General features: G+C 37.5%; 32 protein-coding genes. 4 read left to right on the top strand and 28 right to left on the bottom strand.

The annotated features are described in order from the left end of the window. Positions 1-23 precede the first annotated feature (23 nt). The 12 genes from IR083_RS20945 to IR083_RS20890 all read right to left on the bottom strand — a co-directional run bounded on the left by IR083_RS20945 (position 24) and on the right by IR083_RS20890 (position 12,018). The gene (locus tag IR083_RS20945) at positions 24-2,639 is read right to left on the bottom strand and encodes a hypothetical protein (RefSeq protein ID WP_194225766.1); all 2,616 of its coding nucleotides are present in this window, start codon (positions 2,637-2,639) and stop codon (positions 24-26) included. Between the two features lie 116 nt (positions 2,640-2,755). Continuing rightward, on the bottom strand, positions 2,756-4,189 hold the full coding sequence (locus tag IR083_RS20940) for a hypothetical protein (RefSeq protein ID WP_194225765.1): 1,434 nt from the start codon (positions 4,187-4,189) through the stop codon (positions 2,756-2,758). Continuing rightward, positions 4,182-5,042, bottom strand: a complete 861-nt coding sequence (locus IR083_RS20935; RefSeq protein WP_194225764.1) for a hypothetical protein — start codon at positions 5,040-5,042, stop codon at positions 4,182-4,184. Before IR083_RS20935 ends, IR083_RS20940 begins: the two co-directional genes overlap by 8 nt. 106 nt (positions 5,043-5,148) lie before the next feature. Then, positions 5,149-5,670, bottom strand: coding sequence for a hypothetical protein (locus IR083_RS20930; RefSeq protein ID WP_194225763.1), 522 nt, complete (start codon positions 5,668-5,670; stop codon positions 5,149-5,151). Between the two features lie 82 nt (positions 5,671-5,752). Further along, complete coding sequence (locus tag IR083_RS20925) at positions 5,753-5,956, bottom strand: hypothetical protein (protein WP_194225762.1); 204 nt, start codon at positions 5,954-5,956, stop codon at positions 5,753-5,755. Further along, a complete protein-coding gene (locus tag IR083_RS20920) occupies positions 5,953-6,834 on the bottom strand; it encodes a hypothetical protein (protein ID WP_194225761.1) in 882 nt (293 codons plus the stop codon). Before IR083_RS20920 ends, IR083_RS20925 begins: the two co-directional genes overlap by 4 nt. A gap of 1 nt (position 6,835) precedes the next feature. Then, positions 6,836-7,474 carry a hypothetical protein gene (locus tag IR083_RS20915; RefSeq protein WP_194225760.1) on the bottom strand — a complete coding sequence of 213 codons (639 nt, stop codon included), beginning with the start codon at positions 7,472-7,474 and terminating at the stop codon, positions 6,836-6,838. Further along, positions 7,471-8,013, bottom strand: coding sequence for a hypothetical protein (locus tag IR083_RS20910; RefSeq protein WP_194225759.1), 543 nt, complete (start codon positions 8,011-8,013; stop codon positions 7,471-7,473). Before IR083_RS20910 ends, IR083_RS20915 begins: the two co-directional genes overlap by 4 nt. 11 nt (positions 8,014-8,024) lie before the next feature. Then, on the bottom strand, positions 8,025-8,213 hold the full coding sequence (locus IR083_RS20905) for a hypothetical protein (protein WP_194225758.1): 189 nt from the start codon (positions 8,211-8,213) through the stop codon (positions 8,025-8,027). Further along, positions 8,210-9,727 carry a phage major capsid protein gene (locus IR083_RS20900; protein ID WP_194225757.1) on the bottom strand — a complete coding sequence of 506 codons (1,518 nt, stop codon included), beginning with the start codon at positions 9,725-9,727 and terminating at the stop codon, positions 8,210-8,212. Before IR083_RS20900 ends, IR083_RS20905 begins: the two co-directional genes overlap by 4 nt. Before the next feature lie 16 nt (positions 9,728-9,743). Then, positions 9,744-10,706, bottom strand: a complete 963-nt coding sequence (locus IR083_RS20895; RefSeq protein WP_194225756.1) for an HK97 family phage prohead protease — start codon at positions 10,704-10,706, stop codon at positions 9,744-9,746. Beyond that, on the bottom strand, positions 10,663-12,018 hold the full coding sequence (locus IR083_RS20890; RefSeq protein ID WP_194225755.1) for a phage portal protein: 1,356 nt from the start codon (positions 12,016-12,018) through the stop codon (positions 10,663-10,665). Before IR083_RS20890 ends, IR083_RS20895 begins: the two co-directional genes overlap by 44 nt. A gap of 115 nt (positions 12,019-12,133) precedes the next feature. On the opposite strand from IR083_RS20890, the gene IR083_RS20885 reads away from it, so the two are divergent. Next, positions 12,134-12,595 carry a thermonuclease family protein gene (locus tag IR083_RS20885; protein WP_194225754.1) on the top strand — a complete coding sequence of 154 codons (462 nt, stop codon included), beginning with the start codon at positions 12,134-12,136 and terminating at the stop codon, positions 12,593-12,595. On the opposite strand, the gene IR083_RS20880 is transcribed toward IR083_RS20885, so the two are convergent. The 15 genes from IR083_RS20880 to IR083_RS20815 form a co-directional block, all read right to left on the bottom strand. Then, positions 12,596-12,769 carry a hypothetical protein gene (locus IR083_RS20880; RefSeq protein WP_194225753.1) on the bottom strand — a complete coding sequence of 58 codons (174 nt, stop codon included), beginning with the start codon at positions 12,767-12,769 and terminating at the stop codon, positions 12,596-12,598. It abuts the gene before it with no gap. Positions 12,770-12,772: 3 nt separating this feature from the next. Beyond that, entirely contained in the window at positions 12,773-12,898 is a 126-nt protein-coding gene (locus tag IR083_RS24850; RefSeq protein WP_262893190.1) for a hypothetical protein, read from the bottom strand. Next, positions 12,885-13,217 carry a hypothetical protein gene (locus IR083_RS20875; RefSeq protein ID WP_194225752.1) on the bottom strand — a complete coding sequence of 111 codons (333 nt, stop codon included), beginning with the start codon at positions 13,215-13,217 and terminating at the stop codon, positions 12,885-12,887. The genes IR083_RS24850 and IR083_RS20875 overlap by 14 nt, the downstream gene beginning before the upstream one ends. Further along, complete coding sequence (locus tag IR083_RS25025) at positions 13,214-13,519, bottom strand: HNH endonuclease signature motif containing protein (RefSeq protein ID WP_194225751.1); 306 nt, start codon at positions 13,517-13,519, stop codon at positions 13,214-13,216. Before IR083_RS25025 ends, IR083_RS20875 begins: the two co-directional genes overlap by 4 nt. Continuing rightward, the gene (locus IR083_RS20865) at positions 13,473-14,009 is read right to left on the bottom strand and encodes a hypothetical protein (RefSeq protein WP_194225750.1); all 537 of its coding nucleotides are present in this window, start codon (positions 14,007-14,009) and stop codon (positions 13,473-13,475) included. Before IR083_RS20865 ends, IR083_RS25025 begins: the two co-directional genes overlap by 47 nt. Continuing rightward, positions 14,009-14,215: a hypothetical protein gene (locus IR083_RS20860; RefSeq protein WP_194225749.1), complete on the bottom strand. Its 207-nt coding sequence runs from the start codon at positions 14,213-14,215 to the stop codon at positions 14,009-14,011. The genes IR083_RS20865 and IR083_RS20860 overlap by 1 nt, the downstream gene beginning before the upstream one ends. Then, positions 14,196-14,615 carry a hypothetical protein gene (locus IR083_RS20855; RefSeq protein ID WP_194225748.1) on the bottom strand — a complete coding sequence of 140 codons (420 nt, stop codon included), beginning with the start codon at positions 14,613-14,615 and terminating at the stop codon, positions 14,196-14,198. The genes IR083_RS20860 and IR083_RS20855 overlap by 20 nt, the downstream gene beginning before the upstream one ends. Before the next feature lie 51 nt (positions 14,616-14,666). Continuing rightward, positions 14,667-15,518, bottom strand: coding sequence for a hypothetical protein (locus tag IR083_RS20850; protein ID WP_194225747.1), 852 nt, complete (start codon positions 15,516-15,518; stop codon positions 14,667-14,669). Between the two features lie 118 nt (positions 15,519-15,636). Next, positions 15,637-15,927 carry a helix-turn-helix domain-containing protein gene (locus tag IR083_RS20845; protein WP_194225746.1) on the bottom strand — a complete coding sequence of 97 codons (291 nt, stop codon included), beginning with the start codon at positions 15,925-15,927 and terminating at the stop codon, positions 15,637-15,639. Positions 15,928-16,209: 282 nt separating this feature from the next. After that, positions 16,210-17,130, bottom strand: coding sequence for a tyrosine-type recombinase/integrase (locus tag IR083_RS20840; protein ID WP_194225745.1), 921 nt, complete (start codon positions 17,128-17,130; stop codon positions 16,210-16,212). Beyond that, positions 17,123-17,422, bottom strand: a complete 300-nt coding sequence (locus IR083_RS20835; RefSeq protein WP_194225744.1) for a hypothetical protein — start codon at positions 17,420-17,422, stop codon at positions 17,123-17,125. Before IR083_RS20835 ends, IR083_RS20840 begins: the two co-directional genes overlap by 8 nt. A gap of 59 nt (positions 17,423-17,481) precedes the next feature. Then, positions 17,482-17,694, bottom strand: a complete 213-nt coding sequence (locus IR083_RS20830) for a hypothetical protein (RefSeq protein ID WP_194225743.1) — start codon at positions 17,692-17,694, stop codon at positions 17,482-17,484. Further along, positions 17,660-17,914 (bottom strand): hypothetical protein, encoded by a 255-nt coding sequence (locus tag IR083_RS20825; RefSeq protein WP_194225742.1) that lies wholly within the window; start codon positions 17,912-17,914, stop codon positions 17,660-17,662. Before IR083_RS20825 ends, IR083_RS20830 begins: the two co-directional genes overlap by 35 nt. Positions 17,915-17,949: 35 nt before the next feature. After that, positions 17,950-18,246: a hypothetical protein gene (locus tag IR083_RS20820; RefSeq protein ID WP_194225741.1), complete on the bottom strand. Its 297-nt coding sequence runs from the start codon at positions 18,244-18,246 to the stop codon at positions 17,950-17,952. Positions 18,247-18,268: 22 nt separating this feature from the next. Further along, on the bottom strand, positions 18,269-18,520 hold the full coding sequence (locus IR083_RS20815) for a hypothetical protein (protein ID WP_194225740.1): 252 nt from the start codon (positions 18,518-18,520) through the stop codon (positions 18,269-18,271). Between the two features lie 164 nt (positions 18,521-18,684). On the opposite strand from IR083_RS20815, the gene IR083_RS20810 reads away from it, so the two are divergent. Then, entirely contained in the window at positions 18,685-18,999 is a 315-nt protein-coding gene (locus IR083_RS20810; RefSeq protein ID WP_194225739.1) for a helix-turn-helix domain-containing protein, read from the top strand. A 60-nt stretch (positions 19,000-19,059) separates the two neighbouring features. Here the strand turns inward: IR083_RS20810 and IR083_RS20805 are convergent, their stop codons facing one another. Further along, entirely contained in the window at positions 19,060-19,764 is a 705-nt protein-coding gene (locus tag IR083_RS20805) for a hypothetical protein (protein ID WP_194225738.1), read from the bottom strand. Positions 19,765-19,956: 192 nt separating this feature from the next. Here IR083_RS20805 and IR083_RS20800 point away from each other — a divergent pair, with 192 nt between their 5' ends. Both IR083_RS20800 and IR083_RS20795 read left to right on the top strand, forming a co-directional pair. Continuing rightward, complete coding sequence (locus IR083_RS20800) at positions 19,957-20,442, top strand: hypothetical protein (protein ID WP_194225799.1); 486 nt, start codon at positions 19,957-19,959, stop codon at positions 20,440-20,442. 123 nt (positions 20,443-20,565) lie between these two features. Then, positions 20,566-21,105, top strand: a complete 540-nt coding sequence (locus IR083_RS20795; RefSeq protein ID WP_194225737.1) for a hypothetical protein — start codon at positions 20,566-20,568, stop codon at positions 21,103-21,105. Positions 21,106-21,151: the final 46 nt, after the last annotated feature.

Below are 21,151 nucleotides of genomic sequence, written 5' to 3'. Positions count from 1 at the left end.
TGTCGTGAGACAGGCTTTTTATTTTACGCCATCTCAACAATAAATAGACCATCGTCATAACCATCACCGGTATTATTAGAAGTTACAGGTTCCGGAACAGTTAACCCTATTCGTTTTATATCTGTATTCCATCTTACTGTATGAGAATTACCGTCATTAAGATATTCAAATTCAAATGAATCCTGCCAACCATTGTTGTACGTCCATATCGGAGTGAATGTGCCGCTATAATCAAATACCCCAAGTGCCCCTGCTGCTAAGTTTCCATTCCCTTCTAACCAATCCTGCGATACCTCCGCCAGTCTCAACGCATTACTGTTCATTGAAAACATAGTATACACACTTGTTATAATAACGGTTGGGTCAGGCTCGGCGAGAAAGTCGAATGCAGATACATTATCACCTACCTGTACTTGAGACGGTAATAATTCGTTAAACAGGTTATCCCAAAGCCATTTCATGCTCGTTTTTGGTAGGGCGTTAAATTCTATCTGTGTCAGGCCGGTATTATTCGAATAGCTTCCCTGATTTGCGAAGAAGTTAATGGCCGGAGCGTTATTATCATCGTTATTAACGATGTAAAAAAACATATTCCGCACATCTATATACAGCCTGTTAGAATCTACTACACCCGGAGAAGCGCAGCCGTACACCTCAAATATTTGCCTTGCCGAATCGTGTATTATTACTATACCGTTGCCATTGACCCCGTTAGTTCGTTGTATGATATTAAAAGTGTTATCCGCAAACTCAAGTTGCAATACAACCTTGTCGGATACCTCCCCGGAACCTGCACCATTAGAAGCCTGCGTGTAAAATATATCGAATAGCAACTTACTGTCCCAGCCCTGTGTCTGATATTGAATATCGGCTAGTTTAAAGTATCTCCGGGCTTGGTATGGACCTACTGTAGAAGCGTAATCACCTCCGTTGCCCGAAATCCGAACAACGCCGTTCTTCACCAGCCCCAATGAATTGAGTATTACAGGAATATCTGCATCCGCCGAGCCGTCGAAGCTTACCGAGCCTGTCGCATCTCCAGATAAGGAGATAGTACGGGCAGTAGTTAACTTATCAGCCTGTGCGGCATCGTTTGCTTTTCCATTAGTAAAGTAAGAGAATAAAGCTTTTAGATTGTCCCGGAAATACTGTATAATACTGTCCAGTCTACTGTAACCAACCGGAGGCAGATCCGTAGACCCATCATTGTCCTTTAGTTTTGTTTTTATCTGCCTTGCAGTTAATACCGCATCTAACTCTATTCCTCCCAGATAGGAATTTTCCAAGTCAAACAGCATCTTTCCCAGATTATAAGCCACGCCTACAAGGCTTACCGGGGCTAGTGTGCCGTCAGCTTTCACGCTCACTGCATCACCTACTATTACTGTGCCACCTGTAGAAATAATGCTGTATGTTCCACCTGTAGCCGGGGCCAGATTGGTAGAACCAAGTATCTGTACTATACCCCCCGAAACGTTTAGCGACACATTACGGCAGGATGTAATTACGGCATTCCCATCTATTATTTTTAATACCGCGGCATCCTCCATCTGGCTGTTAAGTAAATCAAGCCGTGTAGATGCATTATTTACACTTACCGAACTTTCCAGACTGGAGAGTTCAATACAGATATAGCCGGCGCATGAGAGCGAGGTAGCCCCCTTTACCGTACAATACCGTAAATAGTTGTTTTGCGCTGTGCCCGATACGGTCAAGCTGCTATTAAGCACTAAGCCGATGGCATAGCAGGAATTAGATGTTCCTGCGAAAGCCAGGTAACCGATATTCGAGCGGGCCGCGTCCTTGGTGGCAAGTCCTCCACATACTGTCCACCGGGTTTTATCAGTTAAATTGATATTCTGGTCATCACAGTTCTTCAGGAAGACAACTACTCCCGTTTCGGTTCCGTGTGCCGCCAGAAGAGTAGAAAACCGTTTGTACGGTCTTAACCTGTCTCCGGTAGCTCCCGCTTCGCTTGCTATACCCCCATCCACATAGTATACTTTAGCTGGGCCATAATACAGGTTGTCTTTCCATGTCGTAAATACCGGGTCAGTTTCAGTAGTTGGCACTAATATTTTGTACCTGAAAGACAATTCAGGCTCCGTGCCACCGTCAGGAGTAAGCCACGCATAGCATGCCTGCGCACCATTTCCTCCGGCGGGGTTCTCATCGGCATGTACGAATGTCCATGTTTTATCGGCTGGCTTTGCAGTTAATCCCGAATCATAAGCTACAAGGTCTGCGTATGTCGCAAAATCTTCCCCCAGCCAGTTTCCCTGCATGGTAGTTAGTGCATCCAGACTATTTTGCAGGCCTGTTATCGCCCCAATAGGGTGCTGATCGGCAGCGTCTCTATTCGTTAATTGCGTATGATCGTCTGTCCCCGCCCCGCCACCCGCTAAGCTAAATATATCATCTAATTCCGCTTCTGCATTATCAGGAGTAAGGACCACCCCGTTAAGTATAATTCCGTCTGTAAATCTCTGTTCATACTTAGCTGTAACGTTATTTAATACATGAAAATATACCTTACCATTAGCTATCCTGTAGGATATTTTATTTTTGGAAAATCCCACCTTCACACCTATGGCGTCAAGAAATTTTACCGATTTATCATCTGTCGTAATTGTCAGCATATCATTTTTATTTATCGATTTATATTAACTTTATACCGTATATTTTAGAAATAGTTCTAAATATATAATTTGTGTTAGGTAGCAGGGCATAACCGTGAGGCTAAGGCCCTGTATTATTATGCAATATCCTGCAAAATCTGAAATACGCCGTTGGCCGCCGCACTATCCGTAACGACGGTGAAAAACGAGTTCCGAGGGCTCCCGGTATCGTTAGCTGCTACCGTTATATTCACATTTGTCAAAGTATTTACTTTCTGCGTGCCCCCTGATGTGATATTCGCAGTTGCCCATGCCGGAAGGTCTACAATACTCCAATGAGCATTAGAGGCGATACTTAACGTAAATGTACCCCCCGCTGCGGGAAGCAGATGTGACGTTTCGGAAAGGTTGACATAATCGGCGAAAGCAGCAGCAATAGCAGCATTCATCTGCGCTACGGTTACAGCATCATTATTCGCCGTGCCTGCCGCCACATTCGTTATCCTGCGCTTGATAGAAGCGGAACCTATAGACATGGTATCATTCCCGGATGCTGTAGAATTGTATCCGAGAATAATGGCATTATACAAATTATTCGGCAGATTCCGCATTGAGTCGGAACCTCCTATAACAACCAATTGGCCATTGTTGTAGGTTAATCCGATATTCCGGCCGATAGCGACAACATTATGTTCTACGGTAGAATGCGTGATTTCTCTACCAATGATTATCAAATTTCCGGTATCTCCGACACCATTGTAAGCGGGAAACACGTTGGTTCCCATAAATATGCTGAATTCCGGCTTGAGATGGTGATATCTGGTACTGTGGCCCATAGCTATCACATTTTGCCCGGTATTATCCGCGCCCGCGTTATTGGCGTCATTGTCAGTCTTTATTACTATAGATCGGAGCCCGGCCACCGAACGATTGCCGATAGATATGCTATCCGCCTTCGGCTGTGACTGGGGATTATTTACCAGAAATATAGCGCCATCTGCAGTACCGGTTGCCCCTTTACCGGCTATTAGGTGGTTATTCAGGGTTTTCCATTTACGGAATTCGTCGCCTTTGTTGAATAGGGTTTCTAATGCGTCTTTTACGGTAGCACCGGTTACGGAGCTGTCGTTCGCTATGGCAGAGGCTACACTTGCATCTAATTGGTTCCAGTTCTGGCCCGGAATGAAATAGTAACCATTATCACTCACTGACTCTGTCCACAAATAACCGGCTACCGCGTTTACATCCACACCATCACTCCACGCATCATTTGTATAGGTCGTTTTATATACAATCGTTTTATCATCGGACATATACAGGGCAGTGTCGCCCTCTGCCGGGGGAAGTGGGACAGGCGAAGCGGTAGTAGGCAGATCGGCCCGCGTTTGTACTATAAAAATTATAGTTTCTTCCTGATATTGAAAGAAGCCTTTGGGGATTAGGGCTGCCACTAAACACCGGACCGAAAATACTTCTCCCGGAGTATTCCCCTGTTTTGATCCCAATACCCACAAATCGGTAATATCATCAATTACGGGTAATTCTAATATCGTTCTTTCTCCTTTAGCCATATAATTTGATATAATGTTTATCCTCTGTTAATATCCAGTTTTTGCGGTCTTCCGTTATCAGGTAAGCAGGAACAAATTCAGGGGCTCTTTCGGAATAGAAATCATCCGGTTCTACATCTATCTTAATTACATATAGCGGGTAAGACGGAATTATTTGAGTTATTTCCGGCGCGCTTCCGTCACTCCTGATGTATGTCTTACCGTCTACCGTTATTTCCGATAAGCTGTATATAAGATTTATTTTCCTTGCTGCCCATATAGGAACGCCTTTAGGAGTACCTAATGTAAGTTTATGCTTTTCAAATGGGTAGGCAGATAATTGCGTATTTATATATTCCTGATTCCTGAAACCGTTACTTTCGTTATCGAAAATCATTTCTCCGTAAAGAAATCCCCCCTCTATTCTAAAATCGAAATACCTGTTTTCTCCGTCTGCTTTTATGAAATGAGCATCGAAGTTGTCTTCCCTGTTCGTGTACCTGAATTTAACGGTATCCCTTAGCCTTAAATCATCTATATTCAGTTTACAGAAACATGCGTATCTTACCGTGTCACTGTAGGCGTTGCTGAACCGAAGCATGTAATAACCGTTATCCAATTCTGGGAATTCAAGCAGATAAGTAGTAAAATCAACCGAACCGGTAATTATTATGGGTGATAATGGTATTATTTCCCCTGTGTCTGTATTCTTAAGAGTAAGGGTGAATACGGCGTCATTCTTTACCGAATACTGTATTTTTATCTCGTCCAGTACGGAAAACACCTGCCAGTAAGCCTCCTGTTTCTCAAAATGATGCTTCCATTCGGAAAAATTAAGGCTACTGAATTGTGATATAATTAACGCGTTATCCATATATTACAGGCATTTATTATCCCATACAAATATATAACTTTATTTAGAATGATTCTAAATAATACATTAAAAATAGTTGACAATAGGAAACAGTTACTTCTTTTCTTTATTTCTTAAATCCCAAATGTTTTAATATCTCATATCTAAGATATTTTATCCAGAAATATTGTTTCGATTCGGGAGACAATCCTAAAACAGGGTTGTATTTTTCTTCTATTTGTCTCGCTTTTATTCCTGTCGATCCCAATTCGAATGATTTGGAACGGGTTAATATATACATTTCATTCTGAAACCATCTTCCGGTTATTAATATGTTGGGCGTATCCTTTGGCTTCTTTCCGTATATATTTTTATGTTTTATCAGGCTTTCGTGTTCGCTTTCAATGTCATATTTATGTTGAGCGTACTTTTCCGCCGCTTCCTTTGTCTCAAAATAGGGATCATTATGATAATCAGGCGTGAGTATATTACCGTTCGCGTCGCGTCCGTATAGCATCTGGTCTCTATTAAGGGAAAGAATTTCATCCCTATTATTCTCAACGCAGAAATCTATAGCTGTTTGAACAGACTCTATATTTTCCAATATTTCCTTATACCGTTTTATATACTTCCTTATATTTTCTTTCATGCCGTATATTATTAATAGAGGATGTAATAAATACACCCTCCCATTAATAACTATAAAACCTATTAATAACTAAACAAAAATATCAAAGTACGGGTTCTTTTCCTTTTTTATCGGACAAAACCAATGTGTCATAAACATCTCCGAATACTTCCTTTAATTTGTCCTCTCCAATTTTTGTGAATTGATGAGCTTTTACCATATCATTGACAAAATTTTGTTTGGAAGCATAACTTTTTACTTTGTCTTCATTTATCGATATGGAAAATTTATCTACTTTTACTTTCATGATAATGGCACATATTTGTTCACGCCTTCTATTCCTATAATATTACCGGTAGAAAGCACCCCGGCATTTTCTATTTTGTAAGATCCGGCAGGAGCGAATGTCAGTAATCCGGTAGTGGCATCGTATGTCACAGTAGTTGGATTAGCTCCCGATTCATCTACGAACATACTATAATCCCATTCATTACCGAACATGGATGTATAGTCATCCGTAGAGCATATATCCACTACTTTGGCAGTTAATGTAGCGGTTCCTTTCTGTAATATTACGCCATTAAGCCCGTCAGGAATATTATCCAGAAGGATGGCATGCCTGTCTTTTCGTTCTTTATCGTAATTGGTGGCATAATATACATTCAAATTAAGAATATACGGATTAGATCCGTCAGCCAGAGATTCAGACATGATAATAAACGCTTCGTACCCCTTGAATACAATAGATTTATCTGATTTCTCAGATGCTTTCCCATAAATAGCGTTTTCATCATCTATACGGAATATAAGCACTTTCTGCCCATTGAATTTAGCCAATTGCTTAGCGAGGCAATCTCCACCCCCCGATATTCTGAATACCTGCGATAGCGCGTTATATCCTACCGGTACTGTAGAGCCGTATCCGGCGTCTGATGTTGTTATATCGCCTCCATTTGAAGATGTAAGTACTATATTTTTGATGATAAGCATTTTTTGCACATCATCCGGGGCAGCATTTACATATTCCTGAAAATGAGTGTTAAACTCTGTGGAATCTGCCGAGTATTCTGATTTCAATCCGCAAATAACCAGCGTTACCGGTTTGCCTTCTAATTTATTACAGTTACTTACTCCTGTAAATATCTGTTCTTTCCCTGTTATACAGGGGATTATTCCTCTATCCATTTTAATTAATAATTAATTCGTTAATATCCTTAAATACCAATTTATCAAATTCGTATATTTTTTGTATTTGATTATCGCATAATTGCTTCATGTCTATAGTCAGGTTATGTAGCTCTATGGCATCTATGTAAGCTCCATATCTTTCTATCAGAAATTTATCCCTGTCATCCGTTGAAAACACCTCATGATAAGTATGTGCCGGGGTTCCGTAAGATATTATAATACCCGATTTTTGTATCTGATTTATAAACTCGCTATATACCCATCTTAATAAAGGCTCGAATACTTCATTATCCCTGCGGTCTGTTTTCCAGTCATTCTCCACAGGAGCAATAAAAGCGAGATTATAATATACAGTATGTTTCGATTCGGATATAACCTGTTTTATCGGATTGAAATTCAGTATCGCCGGAAATTTGAGTTTTCCACCCATGCGAACCTTATCTATTTGTTTGAATACTCCTGAAATTTCGTCGCTTGTCCCCGGATAATGCCATAGATTGAAATAATTCCCTGAAAAGCATGTAGGATGCAATGAATAAACTTTAACGGCTTCTTTGAATCGCGCGTTTTCATTCAATGCTTTTCTTGTCTGATAAACAAGATATCCAATTACTTTATTAGCGGAGAACATTTTCATACATTCCAGATATTTATATTAAACTCCTTATTCCACCACAATTTAGATTTTTTTCCTATACCGTTTCCATAATATAATATATAGTTGGTAGCATCGAATACGCGGTAGAATTCATTTACTGATTCGCGCAGCTTACGGCAGGTATTGACCATTTTACGGGAAGCGTCTACACCTGTTCCTTCCGATTGCGTAGGCATAACCTCTCCCAATCCGGTAGTTATGGTACTTTCATTGCATTTAAAGAAATAATATACATAATAAGCTATCGGACTTGTTTTACATTTAGTATCCAGCAATAAATTTTTTAATCTTATCCATATTTCATTTGGGATTTCATCTTCCAATCCCGCTAAAAAAGCGTCTCTCAATTCTTGCCCCAATAATTTCTTTAAGAATCGGGATTCATATTGACAGATAAAATCATTTATAGACTGATTTGTTACGCTTTGCAAAATAGCGTCCACACCAGTAACGGTAGCGGATGATTTTAAAAAAGGAATTACTATCTCCCCGTGAAAATATGAAGCATCGATAATCATTTACTTAAAATTTATTCAGTTTCGTCATCGTTTTCTGAAGATAAAGGCCTTCCTCTCCCACGTTTTTTTACTGTTTCGGGATTGGATTTTTCGTTATCTTCATATACGTCAATAGTAATCAATCCTCGTCTGACGAGGATTGATTTTTCTCTTATAATGTTTTCAATGGCTTTAGTATCGCCTCCAATTACAATTTTCATATTTCCAATAGATTAATTATTTCATCTATTTTAAATTTAAGGAAAGCATAAGGATTGTAAACAGGAAATATGAGTTCAGCCTGTGCTATCATTACAACCTGATTTGTCAGTTTGGTTTCTATATCTTCAGCGAATTCAACATTCAAAGCAGTATAATCTACTATTTCGGCGGCATTGCTAAAGTCTCCCATAAGAGCTTCATTTGGCAATACGGCGGTAGTTTCTACAATAGGAAGATTGCCTATATACGTAACTCCGGCATCTACTGTAACCGTAGTCCGCAGCTTATCTCCTAACGTATTCTTCAGGGTTAGAATCCTGAAAACATCCATCGGATTAAGCATAACGGCATTTGGTGTATAAATTCCGTATGTAAGGTATTTTTGACCCGCTATGATGGCATCTACCATATTCGGAGCTTCTACTGTATTAGCGAATTCATTCCCGGCATTAAATGAAGCGGCTAATGCTTGTGCATCTGTTTGAGCAGTATAAGCGACTTCTATCATTATTTTCCGGTCATTTATTTTATTCACTTTAAATTTAGCATTATATGCTGCGTTAGCGAATCCGGAAAATGTAATATTCATTCCGTTATTGATTAACGGCTGCGGATCGGTGAATTCTATGATAGTATTTGCGCCTGAATTATATGTTTCAACGGCTTTAATAGTTCCGGCGGCTCCTATTATATAATCGCCAAGTATATCTTTGAAATCCTGACATTGATTCATAATACCAAGCAGGTTTTCACCGTTACCATCCCCTTTCAATAGCTGGAAATCTTCCGACTGACGAATCCATTTGGGAACATTATTTGTTATCCACGAACGTACGTAAGCGCGTGATTTAAGCATTCTTTTAGAAATAGGCATATGAACACCTATTCTTTTCGCATAATAAGTTTCCTCCTTTGCTTTAAATGAAGCTTGTGGTAATCGCCCATTTTCGGAAACCATAGCTACGTTACGGTCTATATCCGTAATTTTGGAGAAAGTAAGTGATGTATACTCTGGGTCTCCTGTCGTTTTACTTATAATATCCCTGACATTAATCTTTCTTGGCTGCGGATGAGTCACAACTACATTACTTTGTCGGCTTATCAGAATGTCTCCGGTATAATTATTTTCCATTGACACTACCGATTTGGTTTCAAATTTCATTTCGCCGGTTGTAATGCCTCCTTTACCATTCGCAAATTTCTTGAAATTTTCATTGTCAAGTATCTTATCGGCTATTTCCTCGATACCGTCTTTCTCCGACATGTCGATATTCTGCCCTTTTCGCTTAAATATCTCAGCCATATTCGCCTTAATATCTTCGATATCTTTCAGCACTTTAGCTATTTCAACGTTATCGCCTCCTTTATCCTTTATTGATTTTTCAATTTCAGCCATTTTGGCGTCAAAGGCTTCTTTTGTCGACTTTTGAACTGTCTCAACAGTCTCTTTCACCTGTTTATTGACAACTTCTATAAACTCCTTTTGTTCCTGGGTTAATTCTTTTTCGTCCATAATAATAAAAATATGATTAATTTAATTTTATATATTTTGCCATTTCTTTAAGGTCTAAAGTACTTTTATCGCGGCTTTTTTCCTGTTGAGTGTCATCTGACGGCTCTATTATGGCTGATTTTGTTATTTTAGTCCAACATTTAGGGCAATATATATATGAGAATGAAGACAAATCATTAATATTAAGTGATTTTTGAGATAATAAATAACTCACTTCTTCCCTTATCGCAGGCTCTAATGCCGTCATTCTTTCGGCTACTACATTTTCAGTTATCCATCTGGCATGATTAATAGCAGATTCGATAGACTGTTGCTGTATGGAATGTTCATCGTAATCATTATAATTCAATATGGCTTTACAGCATGGACATTCAACCATTAATGCCTCTTTATTAATTGCTTTTTGTAGCATCTGTATTGATTTCTCTATGCCTATAAGCCTTTGTTCCGAATAATCCAGATTGAGGGCTTTTTTAAGAAATTCTATTTGGCTGGAGGAATCCTCTTTTATACTCTTAATGTCCAGTAACATTGTATCAGGATTTGCACCGAAGCCATAAAGTGTAGAAACTTCAAATAGTTTCCATTCCAATACTAATGCTAAATTTTTAGGATCTCGCTTTATTGCCTTAACACCAATCGAATGTTCCAGCGTTCTTCCTGTTTCGTGATTCAATAGATAATCATAATATACATCTAATGATAGCTGCTTATTCATATTAAATTTAGCCGTCATGACTAAATATTTATCTGTTTCTTCACCTGACAATAGAACTCCTAACATCTTATTGAAATCATGATTTAGAAGCCATTTCATAGATGGAAAATTTTCATTCAGTGTTTTTTTGAATGAACCATTGGCAGATATATCTCCGTCTGCATCCTTTATATTGAACGCATTAACAGCAATCTTGACGATCCCTTTTTCGTCTAAATCAAGCGTTTTGGTTTTGTATATTATGTTCCTCTTCTGTTCCATTTTCTTTTTCTATGTCTTTTTTATACTTATCCATTCCTTTTACTGATTCATAACCAAGCCCTACCCGCATCTCATTATAGGTTATAGCATTTTCATTATACAATTGAGTGTATGATCTGGTATTAAGACTGAATGTAGTAGCCTGCTCTTTTTTATTTTCCTGCAAGCAAGGTATGTCGGAGAAATCAGCATTTAAATAAAGCCCGTTTCCTGTTAATCCGAGCCAATTACTTATAGAACTTAAACATTTATTTGTTAACGGTATACATACATTCTCATATAACGATTTTTCACTTCCCGCCTGATTGGCATAAGTAGATTTGTCTTTATTTATTAAAAGATCACGGGGAATAGAATATGCGGATCCTATTACTATTGTCGTAGATAAATGCTCCTCGTGGGGTTGCAGATCTTTTATATCAGCACTAAACTTAACGAATTCTACTTCTTTATCTAAAAAAAGAAGCTGGTCTTTATAATGTTTTAATCCGTAATTTTCATTGACAACATTATTTATATCCTTCTTCTGGCTATCCAGCAACGGAATAGTATAACCCGAATCATCCTTATTCTTAGTAACAATAGCTCCTAATGGCCCTCTTTTTAAATATATTACATTACGGGCCTCGTATTGAGCTATAAGGTTAGCGATAGGCATTTTACAAGCGTCCAGCTTGCTTATGCCTTTTAATATGTTTTTATTTGTATATAAATTAGATTCCTTAATATGTAAAACAGAATCAGCAGGAAAAGATACAGATTGGCCATTCAACTTAACATCGTATGACTGTATAATATCAGATATCTTGTCAAACCGGAATAAGTCGATCCTTCCATTATTGCGTAATTTAATATCAACGGCTTGCGATGGCAGTATATGGTAGCTATTAGCGTATTTCCATAGATCGGTTGTTTTATATCCGTCCAGATCGGAAGTTATATAAGCATTTCCCGTAACCAAATAGTATTTTAACAAATTAGACATGAAATCCCGGAATGAATTTAAAGCGTTCGGGTGTTCAAGGAATTTATTAATCTTATCATTATTCCATATCTCCGAGTCTGTTTTATATTCTTTTAGCGTTATTTTAGCATTCAAACATCTATCTGTTATCATGCTTACAGGATGGTAAATTTCCGCCGTTTCATGAAATAATGTTACGAGGTTCTTATGAATAACTGACGGTTCGAATATAGGAAGTATATCCTCTATATTGAGAATACGTTGTGTTTTGGTAACTACCTGCGTATTTTCATCCGGCAGTTCCATAGATTTTCGTCTTATGTCTATTTCAAAACCTAATATATTCATAAAAAGGATATAAGGGCATTTATAATCCTCTACAAATATATAACTTTATTTAGAATGATTCTAAATAATCATAAGATATTTATAAAAATATTCGTATTTCGTAAATTTGTATTCTATGAAAAAATATCATTTATATTTAATCTGTTTTCTACTAAATATTTCGGTTAATGCACAGGTATTGACAGGAAAAATAATACGTGTCTCCGATGGAGATACAATTATATTATTAGATAGCGTAAACGTACAGCATAAAATACGGCTGTACGGGATAGACTGCCCAGAAAAGAAACAGGATTACGGAACAAAAGCGGCTGATTTTACAAAAGGATTATGCGCGGGTAAAAATGTAACGGTAGAGATTGAAGGGACCGATATATACGGGCGTATTCTCGGTATTGTTTATGCAGGAAAAGTAAATATAAATGAAGAGCTTCTTAAAAATGGGCTTGCATGGAGATATAAGCATAATAAGTCAATGCGATATCTGGAATTAGAGAATCAGGCCAGAAAAAATGAATTAAATATATGGAGTATGAAAAATCCTATAGCTCCGTGGAACTTCAGGAAGAAAAAGTAATTACTCTTCACATACCCTTTCCATAATATAATAACTTGTATACCAATAGCCATATTCGGCTATCCACGCGACGGCCACGGCAGTTGTAAGCAGTCTCCATCCTTGCCGGCCGAGTTCGTTCAGTTCTTCTTCCGGATTAATGGATAAGAACGTTTTATATTCGTAGCGCGGCATAGATTATAATAATGCGACCAACTCTCTTAACCTCTCGATTGTTTCCGTCTGGTCCACCCCGCAGACATCCTCCAGTATCTCGATAAGCCTGTTTATTTCCATCATTACTTCTTCCTTACTTTCCATCATCCATAATATTTTGAATAAAACTAACTAAAATTACATTCAGCCCGCAAACGGTCAATACCATAAGTACCGGATTGAAAGCGAATGAGAATAGTACCCAGAATACAAAGCTCCATACGCCCGACATGCACATCGGGCACCTGAATAAAGGCATACATATTTTACAGCCTGCTTCCGGGCCCATGACGGCAATAAAAAAACTTTCCAGACTATTGGCAAGCGAATAAAATATCATTCCTTTCCATGTCACGGCATTAACAGCTATGCACGATAAGCTGATAATAACGGTAAAAATAAGATGTTTTGCTAACTCGTATATCATAGATTCATGCAGGTATTAAATAAATACATTTTTATCCTGACTTCCCGTCCCATAGAGTAAAAAGGCTGTTGCCTGTACCATTGTCCGGCATTCCTTTTTCCTTTTGAAGAATTGCAGCTTTGGCAGGCAGGTATAATATTAAAGACCATATCAGGCCCGCCGTAATGACGGGGTATAACATGGTCTTTTGTGAGTTTTCCCGCCTTGCCGCAATAAGCGCAACGATAGCCGAAATACGCCTTACACCGCTCCCACTTAGTAGTCGTATCCGACCTCTTTCTCTTTTTCTTCGAAACGGTCATGGATATTACATTCCGTAGTTTGATGCAGCAATATAAATTCCGGCCTCCATGATACGGCGTTTCCCTCCAGTATTATTCTCCGGTAATACTTGATATCTTCTATCAGGCATTTACATTTACAATACAGATGCGATGCAGTATGCTGGCAGTTCAGCGTTACCAGTTTGTTCGCTATTGTATGTAACGTGTCATACTGGTCTTCCATCTTCGCGAGGTAAGTCTCGAAGAAAGCCTTCATATTCGCGGCTCCCGGAATACCGTTATTCTGCGGCTCGCTTGTAAGCGTTATTCCGTACACGTCATAAGCATCACATTTCAGGAAGTTTATAAAATTATGATTACATGCGCTTTCATAACGCATACGGCGTTTTTCTCCCTGCAATCCGAGGCGTTGGGCAATACCCATATATTCTTCTTCAAACTTCTTAGCCTTACAAAGAAGATTGACTGCCGTCTGAAGCTGGGTTTTTATATCATCCGCGTATTCCATCACAGCATCGGTTTACGGAACTGTTGCACTTCCGGATCCTGCTTGCCTTCCATAAGTTCACAGGCCTTATGTAAATAATGGTAAGCCTTCGCCAGTTTTGTTACCATGTCGAGCGTATCCTCGTCCAGCTCCTCATATTTATCGAGAGCTACGGCTGCATCGTATTTATGCAGCTCCTCTTCTATCTTATGCTTTAGATTCTTCATTTTGCTTTGGTTTAGATGTATTTACTTTTGTGCCTTCACCCTGGATCACGGGCTTCTTCTCATTATCTGCCGGGGCTTTTTCTTCGATAACCGGGCTTACCGTATCCTCTTTTTTAGTCAAAGCATCCTTAATAGCTGCCAGTTCACCCTTAATATCGCCAATTGCGGCTATGATCTGCATATGTGGCGGGATAGATCCTTCCGGCTGCGCGGCCGGGGACATTCCGGCCGGAGGCGGCAAATTAGGATTTACCGGCGGTGGGTTGAACTGGTTTTGTATAGAGGCATTAAATCCGTTTCGGAGTTCATCCATCTTACTGGAATATTCCTGCTGTAATCGCCTTAGCTGGTTCATATAATCATTCGGTAAACCCGGATAATTGAAATTATTATAACTCATCTTTATATATTGATTTGGTTATACATCGAAAGGGGGATCGCTCCCCCTTGTTTAGAATCCCCATGCCCCGTTGTACGGAGGGTTCGGATAAGTAGGCCCGTTGAAGGCGCGGGCGGCTGCCCAGCTGCCGACAGTGGTATTGATCGACTTATTGATCTCATTGGAGATAAACGAGCGGTCGCTTTCACGTGTCAGGCGTGCAATTTCCTGATCCTTGGCAGTGTCCTTTATCAGGCACTTGATTTCAGTCTGGCCGTTCAGCAAAGCTGCGAAATTAGCCTGATCGCGAAGTTGCCCCTGATAGTCGAGTTCCGTCATACGCAAATTGGTAGAGCAGCAACAGTCTGAAATCTGGCGGCTGAGCTCATTGGTCTGACGCTCATTGCTTAGCTGGTTTTCATAACCCAGACGGGTAATATTCAGGTTTGTAGCGCAGGAATCCTGTGCGGCCCTGGCGGCTATATCTGAATTCTGCATCAGGATACCTACCTGTCCTTTGTAATTTTCAAAGGCAGAATTAGCGATTGCAGAACCCAGATTGTACTGACCGTTCAATACACTCTGTTGTAAACCGCAAATAGCTGATTGTAACTGGCTTGTCTGGTTCAGGATTGCAGATACATTTTCTATCCGCCCGTCGTTAATTGCTGAAAGCAAGGATGAAGTCTGATTGAGGATACTGGACACAGTATCGAACTTCACATCACCGATGTCAGCACGGACATTAGATAACTGATTTTCAACTTCCGCTAAATTATTTCTCGCTTCCCCGTAGTTACCTCCGAAGAGGTTACCCCTGAAAATGGATAAAAGAGCGATAAGCCCCAGGATACCATCACCTCCCCAGCCTCCGCCACCGTAGCCTCCGCCCGGATTAACCACATCTGTTTCGTTCCTTAACATAGTTAAAAAAGTTTTAGATTATTTGTCAATATCGACATACGAATGTAGGCGAATACAGAAGGTTGACATAGGAGATAGTTATTTGATGCTAAATGATTTGTAGGGTATTATTTAATAGTTAGTTTATTTTGTATTCGTTTATCTTTATCCTGATTCTGTTTAAACAATGCATGTAGTACTTATTATCAGGTTGATTGGCCAAATATTTAGATACAGCAGCCATCGACTTATTCAGTTCCATCCCTATAACCTCATATTTTACATCATATAATTCCTTGACGATAATACAAAAAGCCTTTCGGCAGTAAACGAGCTCCTGACGGCGGGAAGATGATACGACATCATCTAATGATACCTCGAACTCCTCCAGGCATACAGACATTATATTTTGCAGGTAGGCTTTAAACATTTTAACAGGTAATTTGTTTTACTTAAATCCGGTGTTAAAAAAAATGCCGGAAACACAGGCTACAGATCATTCTCATAATCCTTCGTCGTGTGCTCCGGCACTTTATAGCTTCACTAGACCTACCAAGCATTAGTGAAGCGGAGGCGGGGGATTTTCCGCTAAGCAAAGATAATGTATTTTATTTAGAATCATTCTAAATAAGATTTATTATTTGTATGGTAAAATAAAAGGGTAACAATCAATGTTACCCTTTGTTACCCTTTTTATTTATACCAAAATTTTCTACTTAAAAAACGGATGATCGGCCAACGTCTTAGCATTTTCAGCCTTCTGTATCCGTATATACTTAAAGAATGATTGTTCGCTCTGATGCCCTGTTAACAGCATGATGCGGGCGGCGGGTATGCCTGCAAGGTACGCATTTGTAGCGAACGAACGCCGGGCCACGTGGCTGCCTACAAGTTCGTATTTTCGTTTACTTTCCCGTACAGCCTTGTGCCCGCGGGTATATTCGACGAGTATTTTGTCGTTAATCCCGGCGCGTCTGCATAAGGTTTTTATCCGGCAATTAAAATTGTATAGGCTATTACGGTATTCGATATTGCCGTTATACCTTGCCATGATGTCACGTACATAGCTATTCGCCGGGATCTGGACGATAACACCTGTTTTCTTCGTCTTTATTTTTATTATTTTGCCGTCGAAATTAGCCGTATCGATGCGGGAATAGTCCGAAAAGCGAAGCCCGGTAAAGCATCCGATCAGAAACAAGTCCCTGATTTTGGCTACATTTTTATCCCGTATATTGAGGCTGTATAGCCTGTGCAGTTCCGGGAGCATTAAATACACCTGTGTAGATTCTTCTTTGTCTATATTTATTTCTTCAAATGAAAAATTGACAGCGTACCCCCTCTTACCCATTAACCGGAACATATAAGCCACACCATCATATAGCTGCCTGATGGTATTATGCTTTAGGTTTTGATTTTGAAGAAAACAAATAAAATCCTCTGCAAGTTCAGAATTGAAGCTATTAGATAGTATCGATATACCTCTGTCGCTCTCGAATGCTGCCAGCTTGTTAGCTATATTACGGTACTTGCGCTTATATGCACTGTCTCGCTTCGATTTTCGGCAAAATTCGTATATAAAGGCTGTAGCCTGTATGGTTACAGCCTTGTTTTTGCTGAAAAAATTAAGCATTAATTAAGGTATTGTGTGGCATCGCTTGCATGCCAAGACTAAACCACAATTTAGGAATTTCAATATAATCAACGGATATTCCGTTCGGCAAATTAAAACTTACACTGGTAGTTCTATATTCACCGATCTTTTCGTAATTATAATTATATTGGCTATCCTCTAGTTTATAGATGTTGTATATCCTATATATATTACCTACATTACCCGTATTGCGACCCAGAGCATACCCTGGCTTAGCCTTACTTCTTACTATTATTTCTTTTTCAATTTTTTCTGTCGTGTTCTTTCTCATGACTTTACCCCGAATACGGCGGGGATTTAAATTTTCCCGTATTTGTTATTTTTTTTTATTTAATTGTTTAACTTCAATTCATCCGGCACCTCTACACTTCTTACTCTTATCTCGTAGGCTATGCGCCGGCGGTTCTCGTCTGTAAGCTTGTTAGTGTCTAGCATGGCTTTCAGATGCTCTGTATCGAGCTGGTTAAGTTCTAAGAAGGTAATATCTGCTTTCATGTTTATTGCTTTTTTAATCGTATATACCACAAGCGTAATTGTATCCACAAGCGTAATTTTGTGATGATAGGTCACATTCGATATTCTCGAATAAGGACGATTCAGCCTCTACATAGCTTTCATATATATTGTATACCTCTATCTCATCTGCAATATCATCATCCTTATCACACACGCCAACAATATAATATTTGCCGTATTTATCTGCGAGAGCTTCTATTAACTCGCACTCAAATATTGCGTTTTTGTCGAAATTTATTGAATACATGATCTTTGTTTTTAAGCCCCCGAAGGGGCGGTGTATTAATTGACTGTAAATATTAAGGGAAGTTCTCTCGTCATTACAGCTATGTAATTAGCTTTGTTTCTTTCAATAAAACCTTGCATTACCTTTAGCGATTTCGATCTGCGAACTTTATCACACTCGCATCTGAAAGCATAGTTTTTATATTCATTGAATAACGTGCCAACGAAATTTGCAAAACTAACATTGAATCCATTTTCAAAAGATATCATATAAACAGTTTCTTCTACTTTTGTAACTATTCTACCTAATGAATAATTCTTTTGTTCTGATGTTGTTGATAATGTTGCTTTCATATCTGTAATTATTTTAATATTATTAATCCCCGTTATACCTACCATTACCGTAATATCTTGCAGGCCCTGCTATATAATTAGCATTATACCCTGCATTCTCTTTTGCCCTCTTAGCTTCACCGGCTGCCTTTCTTGCTGCTAGTATAGCGTTGTTTCTAACCTCAATCTTAGTGTAACGCCAGGCTTCTCTTAATGCTTCTGACAGACTTAAGTGATAGTCTTTTCTTAGCTTGTGGGCTAATTTGAATATTTTGGATTTGTTGTAGGTTGTCATTGTTTCGATACTTTAATGTCGATTATTATAATGCAAACATACATATAAATATCGAATAAACAAATGACTTTCGATACTAATATATCGAATTAACTTTATTTAACTATATTAAGGTATAGAATATTACTTTTGAATACGATATTTGTATATCGAATTATATAATTATGGGATTAAGAGTAAAAGAAATATTAAAAGAAAGAGGAATGACAATGATTGAATTGTCTGAAAAACTAGGTATTGTGAACGATACACTAACAAGAAATCTGAAAAATCCACAATTAAAAACGTTGGAACGTATATCTGACGCATTAAATGTAGATGTTTCAGAGTTATTTGAATCCTTTTCCAAAGATGAATTAACCGCCTTAATAAATCATAGAGGGAAATTTTATAAAGCTTCCACTTTAGAAGAACTAAAAAAAATAATAGTTGATATAGAGGAAAAAGAGAACAAGGATGTCAGTAAAAAAGAAATCTGACAATTATAGGATACCTATAATTGTCAGATTAACTATTACAATATAATAATTTATATTTTTTCAGGATTCATTATTAGGAGATTTAGATTCCCTGAAAATTACCGGTTCAACAGGAAACAATTTTTTTAAATCAGAGACTCTATTTTTATCTATATTATAGATATCAATAATACATCTAATAATAGTTTTTTGAACATTAGTTAGTCTAAAATTATTATTGCTTATAAAATGAATGATAACGTTTATATAATGTATCTTATGCTGTTCTTCGTCCTCTTCTTCGTCCTCTTCTCCTTTATGGACATTATCATTAAAATTATCAAATAATCCTAATGTTGCAATAAAATTACAATCTGTATTTTCTCTTTCATCTTGTATCTTGTCAAAGAGATTTTTTATATTGGTTAGGCTATATTTTTCTTCAATATGTTTATATATTTCATTTTTAGATTCATCTATAATCTCGTTTGTTTTTTCTTTAATTCTATCTTCGATATTCTCCAACTCCTCTATCTTCTTATTTATCTTATTTTCAAAAGACACATAATTAAATATTTGACCAGATATTAAGATGGTTACTAAAATACACAACACGGTAACTGATGGAGATATATTGTCATCAAACTGATATTTATTTTTCATAAAATGAAGGTAAATAGATATAATGCTAATAATTAAAGCACTTATGGAAAGGATGTATATTCCATGTTTGTTTTTTAAGGCTTTGTAATGTTTTAGATCTGAATGATTACTTGTTTTGTTCATGTCAAAGTGTATTTAAGTTTATTGGCGATACAATTTCAAATATTTAACTTCGCAAAAGTATAAATAAATCAAAATCATATAATAATTTGTATAAAATTTAGAACGATTATAAATTATACGGTAATCATATAAAATACTTCCCTATTTAACATCTATTTTTACCTTTGTATCATTAATTTTAAAATTTTTGATATGAAAAACTTGTCTGTTAATTTACTTTATGCTGATTCTTATTCTCATTCAGGGGATAAGATATTTGATATTCTTTTTGTGATTATTTGTATAATATTCTTTATTTTTCAAATCATTCTATTCTTCAAATTATGGGGAATGACAAATGACATCAGGGAGATAAAGTATAAATATTTATATAAAGAAAATGAAAATACCCTGCACGATGAGAATGTTTTACCTAGGGAAGGATTTAAATTTAAAGAAAACGATTTAGTTATTCTTATATCCACGGGCTTACAGATGCGAATAAAAGAGATTACAGAGGATGGTAAATATGCCTGTTATAGCAATGCGGGTATGACGCATGCAGGCAACTTTACGGAAAATGAAATAGAATTATTCAAAAAAAAACAATATAAAGAAGAATTAGGCGGAGAGAATAAGCAAATGTTTTTTATATTAGGTATAGTTGTTGTAATCGTTATACTATTATTTATATTTTGAGAACGGGAAATTAACTACAATTCAAGATTAATCTCCGACATAAAAAAATGCTTTCTGAAATAGATAATGTTAAAGAATAATTTATACTTTCGTGAAATTTTATTAACTCAAATTTTATAAATTATGAAATGTTTAATATCTATTCTGTGTCTCATCCTCTTTTTCTCCTGTGTATCCACCCCAGAGGATAGGGCTAAAAAATTAATACAAAATCGCCTTCACGAAACATTGAATGATGAAAAGAGCTATGAATCCGTATCATATGGGAAATTAGATTCTGTTTATACATCTATATATGAGGATGAGAGCTATAAAAAAAGTCATGAAGACTATTTTACAGCATATGCACAATATATAGAAGATAGTATTATGTATGATGTGAGTTGTGTAAATTATTACGGTTACAGATCAAGTGATTGTAATAATCTTCAAGCTAAAATGCTTGAAAGTTTAGAATCTATGAAATTTTATACTGCTATCAATGATAGTGTTAAAGCGTCTTTCAAGCCGGAACTCGTGGGATACTCAATCAGGCATAGCTACAGGGCTAATAATGCCATGGGTAGTAAAACGATAGGACATTACGAGTTTTATTTTGATAAAGACATTACGGAAATAACGGACGTAAAAGATATAAGTAAAAGCCATCAGGAAATACAGTAATTCAATCGAAACCATATAAAAAAAGAGTAGCTATTGATGTAGCTAC

This window comes from Dysgonomonas sp. GY75 (genome assembly GCF_015234155.1).
Lineage (GTDB): Bacteria > Bacteroidota > Bacteroidia > Bacteroidales > Dysgonomonadaceae > Dysgonomonas > Dysgonomonas gadei.
This window is presented reverse-complemented; position numbering and strand designations above follow the sequence as displayed.

Excerpts from the sequence above, each read along its gene's own strand:
- IR083_RS20835 (WP_194225744.1), bottom strand. The coding sequence starts at position 17,422 with ATGAGAAAGAACACGACAGAAAAAATTGAAAAAGAAATAATAGTAAGA.
- IR083_RS20855 (WP_194225748.1), bottom strand. The coding sequence starts at position 14,615 with ATGAGTTATAATAATTTCAATTATCCGGGTTTACCGAATGATTATATG.
- IR083_RS20815 (WP_194225740.1), bottom strand. The coding sequence starts at position 18,520 with ATGACAACCTACAACAAATCCAAAATATTCAAATTAGCCCACAAGCTA.
- IR083_RS24850 (WP_262893190.1), bottom strand. The coding sequence starts at position 12,898 with ATGATGGAAAGTAAGGAAGAAGTAATGATGGAAATAAACAGGCTTATC.
- IR083_RS20895 (WP_194225756.1), bottom strand. The coding sequence starts at position 10,706 with ATGGAACAGAAGAGGAACATAATATACAAAACCAAAACGCTTGATTTA.
- IR083_RS20845 (WP_194225746.1), bottom strand. The coding sequence starts at position 15,927 with ATGTTTAAAGCCTACCTGCAAAATATAATGTCTGTATGCCTGGAGGAG.
- IR083_RS20920 (WP_194225761.1), bottom strand. The coding sequence starts at position 6,834 with ATGGATAGAGGAATAATCCCCTGTATAACAGGGAAAGAACAGATATTT.
- IR083_RS20825 (WP_194225742.1), bottom strand. The coding sequence starts at position 17,914 with ATGTATTCAATAAATTTCGACAAAAACGCAATATTTGAGTGCGAGTTA.
- IR083_RS20800 (WP_194225799.1), top strand. The coding sequence starts at position 19,957 with ATGAAAAACTTGTCTGTTAATTTACTTTATGCTGATTCTTATTCTCAT.
- IR083_RS20810 (WP_194225739.1), top strand. The coding sequence starts at position 18,685 with ATGGGATTAAGAGTAAAAGAAATATTAAAAGAAAGAGGAATGACAATG.
- IR083_RS20860 (WP_194225749.1), bottom strand. The coding sequence starts at position 14,215 with ATGAAGAATCTAAAGCATAAGATAGAAGAGGAGCTGCATAAATACGAT.
- IR083_RS20915 (WP_194225760.1), bottom strand. The coding sequence starts at position 7,474 with ATGAAAATGTTCTCCGCTAATAAAGTAATTGGATATCTTGTTTATCAG.
- IR083_RS20840 (WP_194225745.1), bottom strand. The coding sequence starts at position 17,130 with ATGCTTAATTTTTTCAGCAAAAACAAGGCTGTAACCATACAGGCTACA.
- IR083_RS20935 (WP_194225764.1), bottom strand. The coding sequence starts at position 5,042 with ATGGATAACGCGTTAATTATATCACAATTCAGTAGCCTTAATTTTTCC.
- IR083_RS20925 (WP_194225762.1), bottom strand. The coding sequence starts at position 5,956 with ATGAAAGTAAAAGTAGATAAATTTTCCATATCGATAAATGAAGACAAA.
- IR083_RS20900 (WP_194225757.1), bottom strand. The coding sequence starts at position 9,727 with ATGGACGAAAAAGAATTAACCCAGGAACAAAAGGAGTTTATAGAAGTT.
- IR083_RS20930 (WP_194225763.1), bottom strand. The coding sequence starts at position 5,670 with ATGAAAGAAAATATAAGGAAGTATATAAAACGGTATAAGGAAATATTG.
- IR083_RS20905 (WP_194225758.1), bottom strand. The coding sequence starts at position 8,213 with ATGAAAATTGTAATTGGAGGCGATACTAAAGCCATTGAAAACATTATA.
- IR083_RS20795 (WP_194225737.1), top strand. The coding sequence starts at position 20,566 with ATGAAATGTTTAATATCTATTCTGTGTCTCATCCTCTTTTTCTCCTGT.
- IR083_RS20890 (WP_194225755.1), bottom strand. The coding sequence starts at position 12,018 with ATGAATATATTAGGTTTTGAAATAGACATAAGACGAAAATCTATGGAA.
- IR083_RS25025 (WP_194225751.1), bottom strand. The coding sequence starts at position 13,519 with ATGACCGTTTCGAAGAAAAAGAGAAAGAGGTCGGATACGACTACTAAG.
- IR083_RS20820 (WP_194225741.1), bottom strand. The coding sequence starts at position 18,246 with ATGAAAGCAACATTATCAACAACATCAGAACAAAAGAATTATTCATTA.
- IR083_RS20875 (WP_194225752.1), bottom strand. The coding sequence starts at position 13,217 with ATGATATACGAGTTAGCAAAACATCTTATTTTTACCGTTATTATCAGC.
- IR083_RS20805 (WP_194225738.1), bottom strand. The coding sequence starts at position 19,764 with ATGAACAAAACAAGTAATCATTCAGATCTAAAACATTACAAAGCCTTA.
- IR083_RS20865 (WP_194225750.1), bottom strand. The coding sequence starts at position 14,009 with ATGGAATACGCGGATGATATAAAAACCCAGCTTCAGACGGCAGTCAAT.
- IR083_RS20850 (WP_194225747.1), bottom strand. The coding sequence starts at position 15,518 with ATGTTAAGGAACGAAACAGATGTGGTTAATCCGGGCGGAGGCTACGGT.
- IR083_RS20880 (WP_194225753.1), bottom strand. The coding sequence starts at position 12,769 with ATGCCGCGCTACGAATATAAAACGTTCTTATCCATTAATCCGGAAGAA.
- IR083_RS20940 (WP_194225765.1), bottom strand. The coding sequence starts at position 4,189 with ATGGCTAAAGGAGAAAGAACGATATTAGAATTACCCGTAATTGATGAT.
- IR083_RS20885 (WP_194225754.1), top strand. The coding sequence starts at position 12,134 with ATGAAAAAATATCATTTATATTTAATCTGTTTTCTACTAAATATTTCG.
- IR083_RS20945 (WP_194225766.1), bottom strand. The coding sequence starts at position 2,639 with ATGCTGACAATTACGACAGATGATAAATCGGTAAAATTTCTTGACGCC.
- IR083_RS20910 (WP_194225759.1), bottom strand. The coding sequence starts at position 8,013 with ATGATTATCGATGCTTCATATTTTCACGGGGAGATAGTAATTCCTTTT.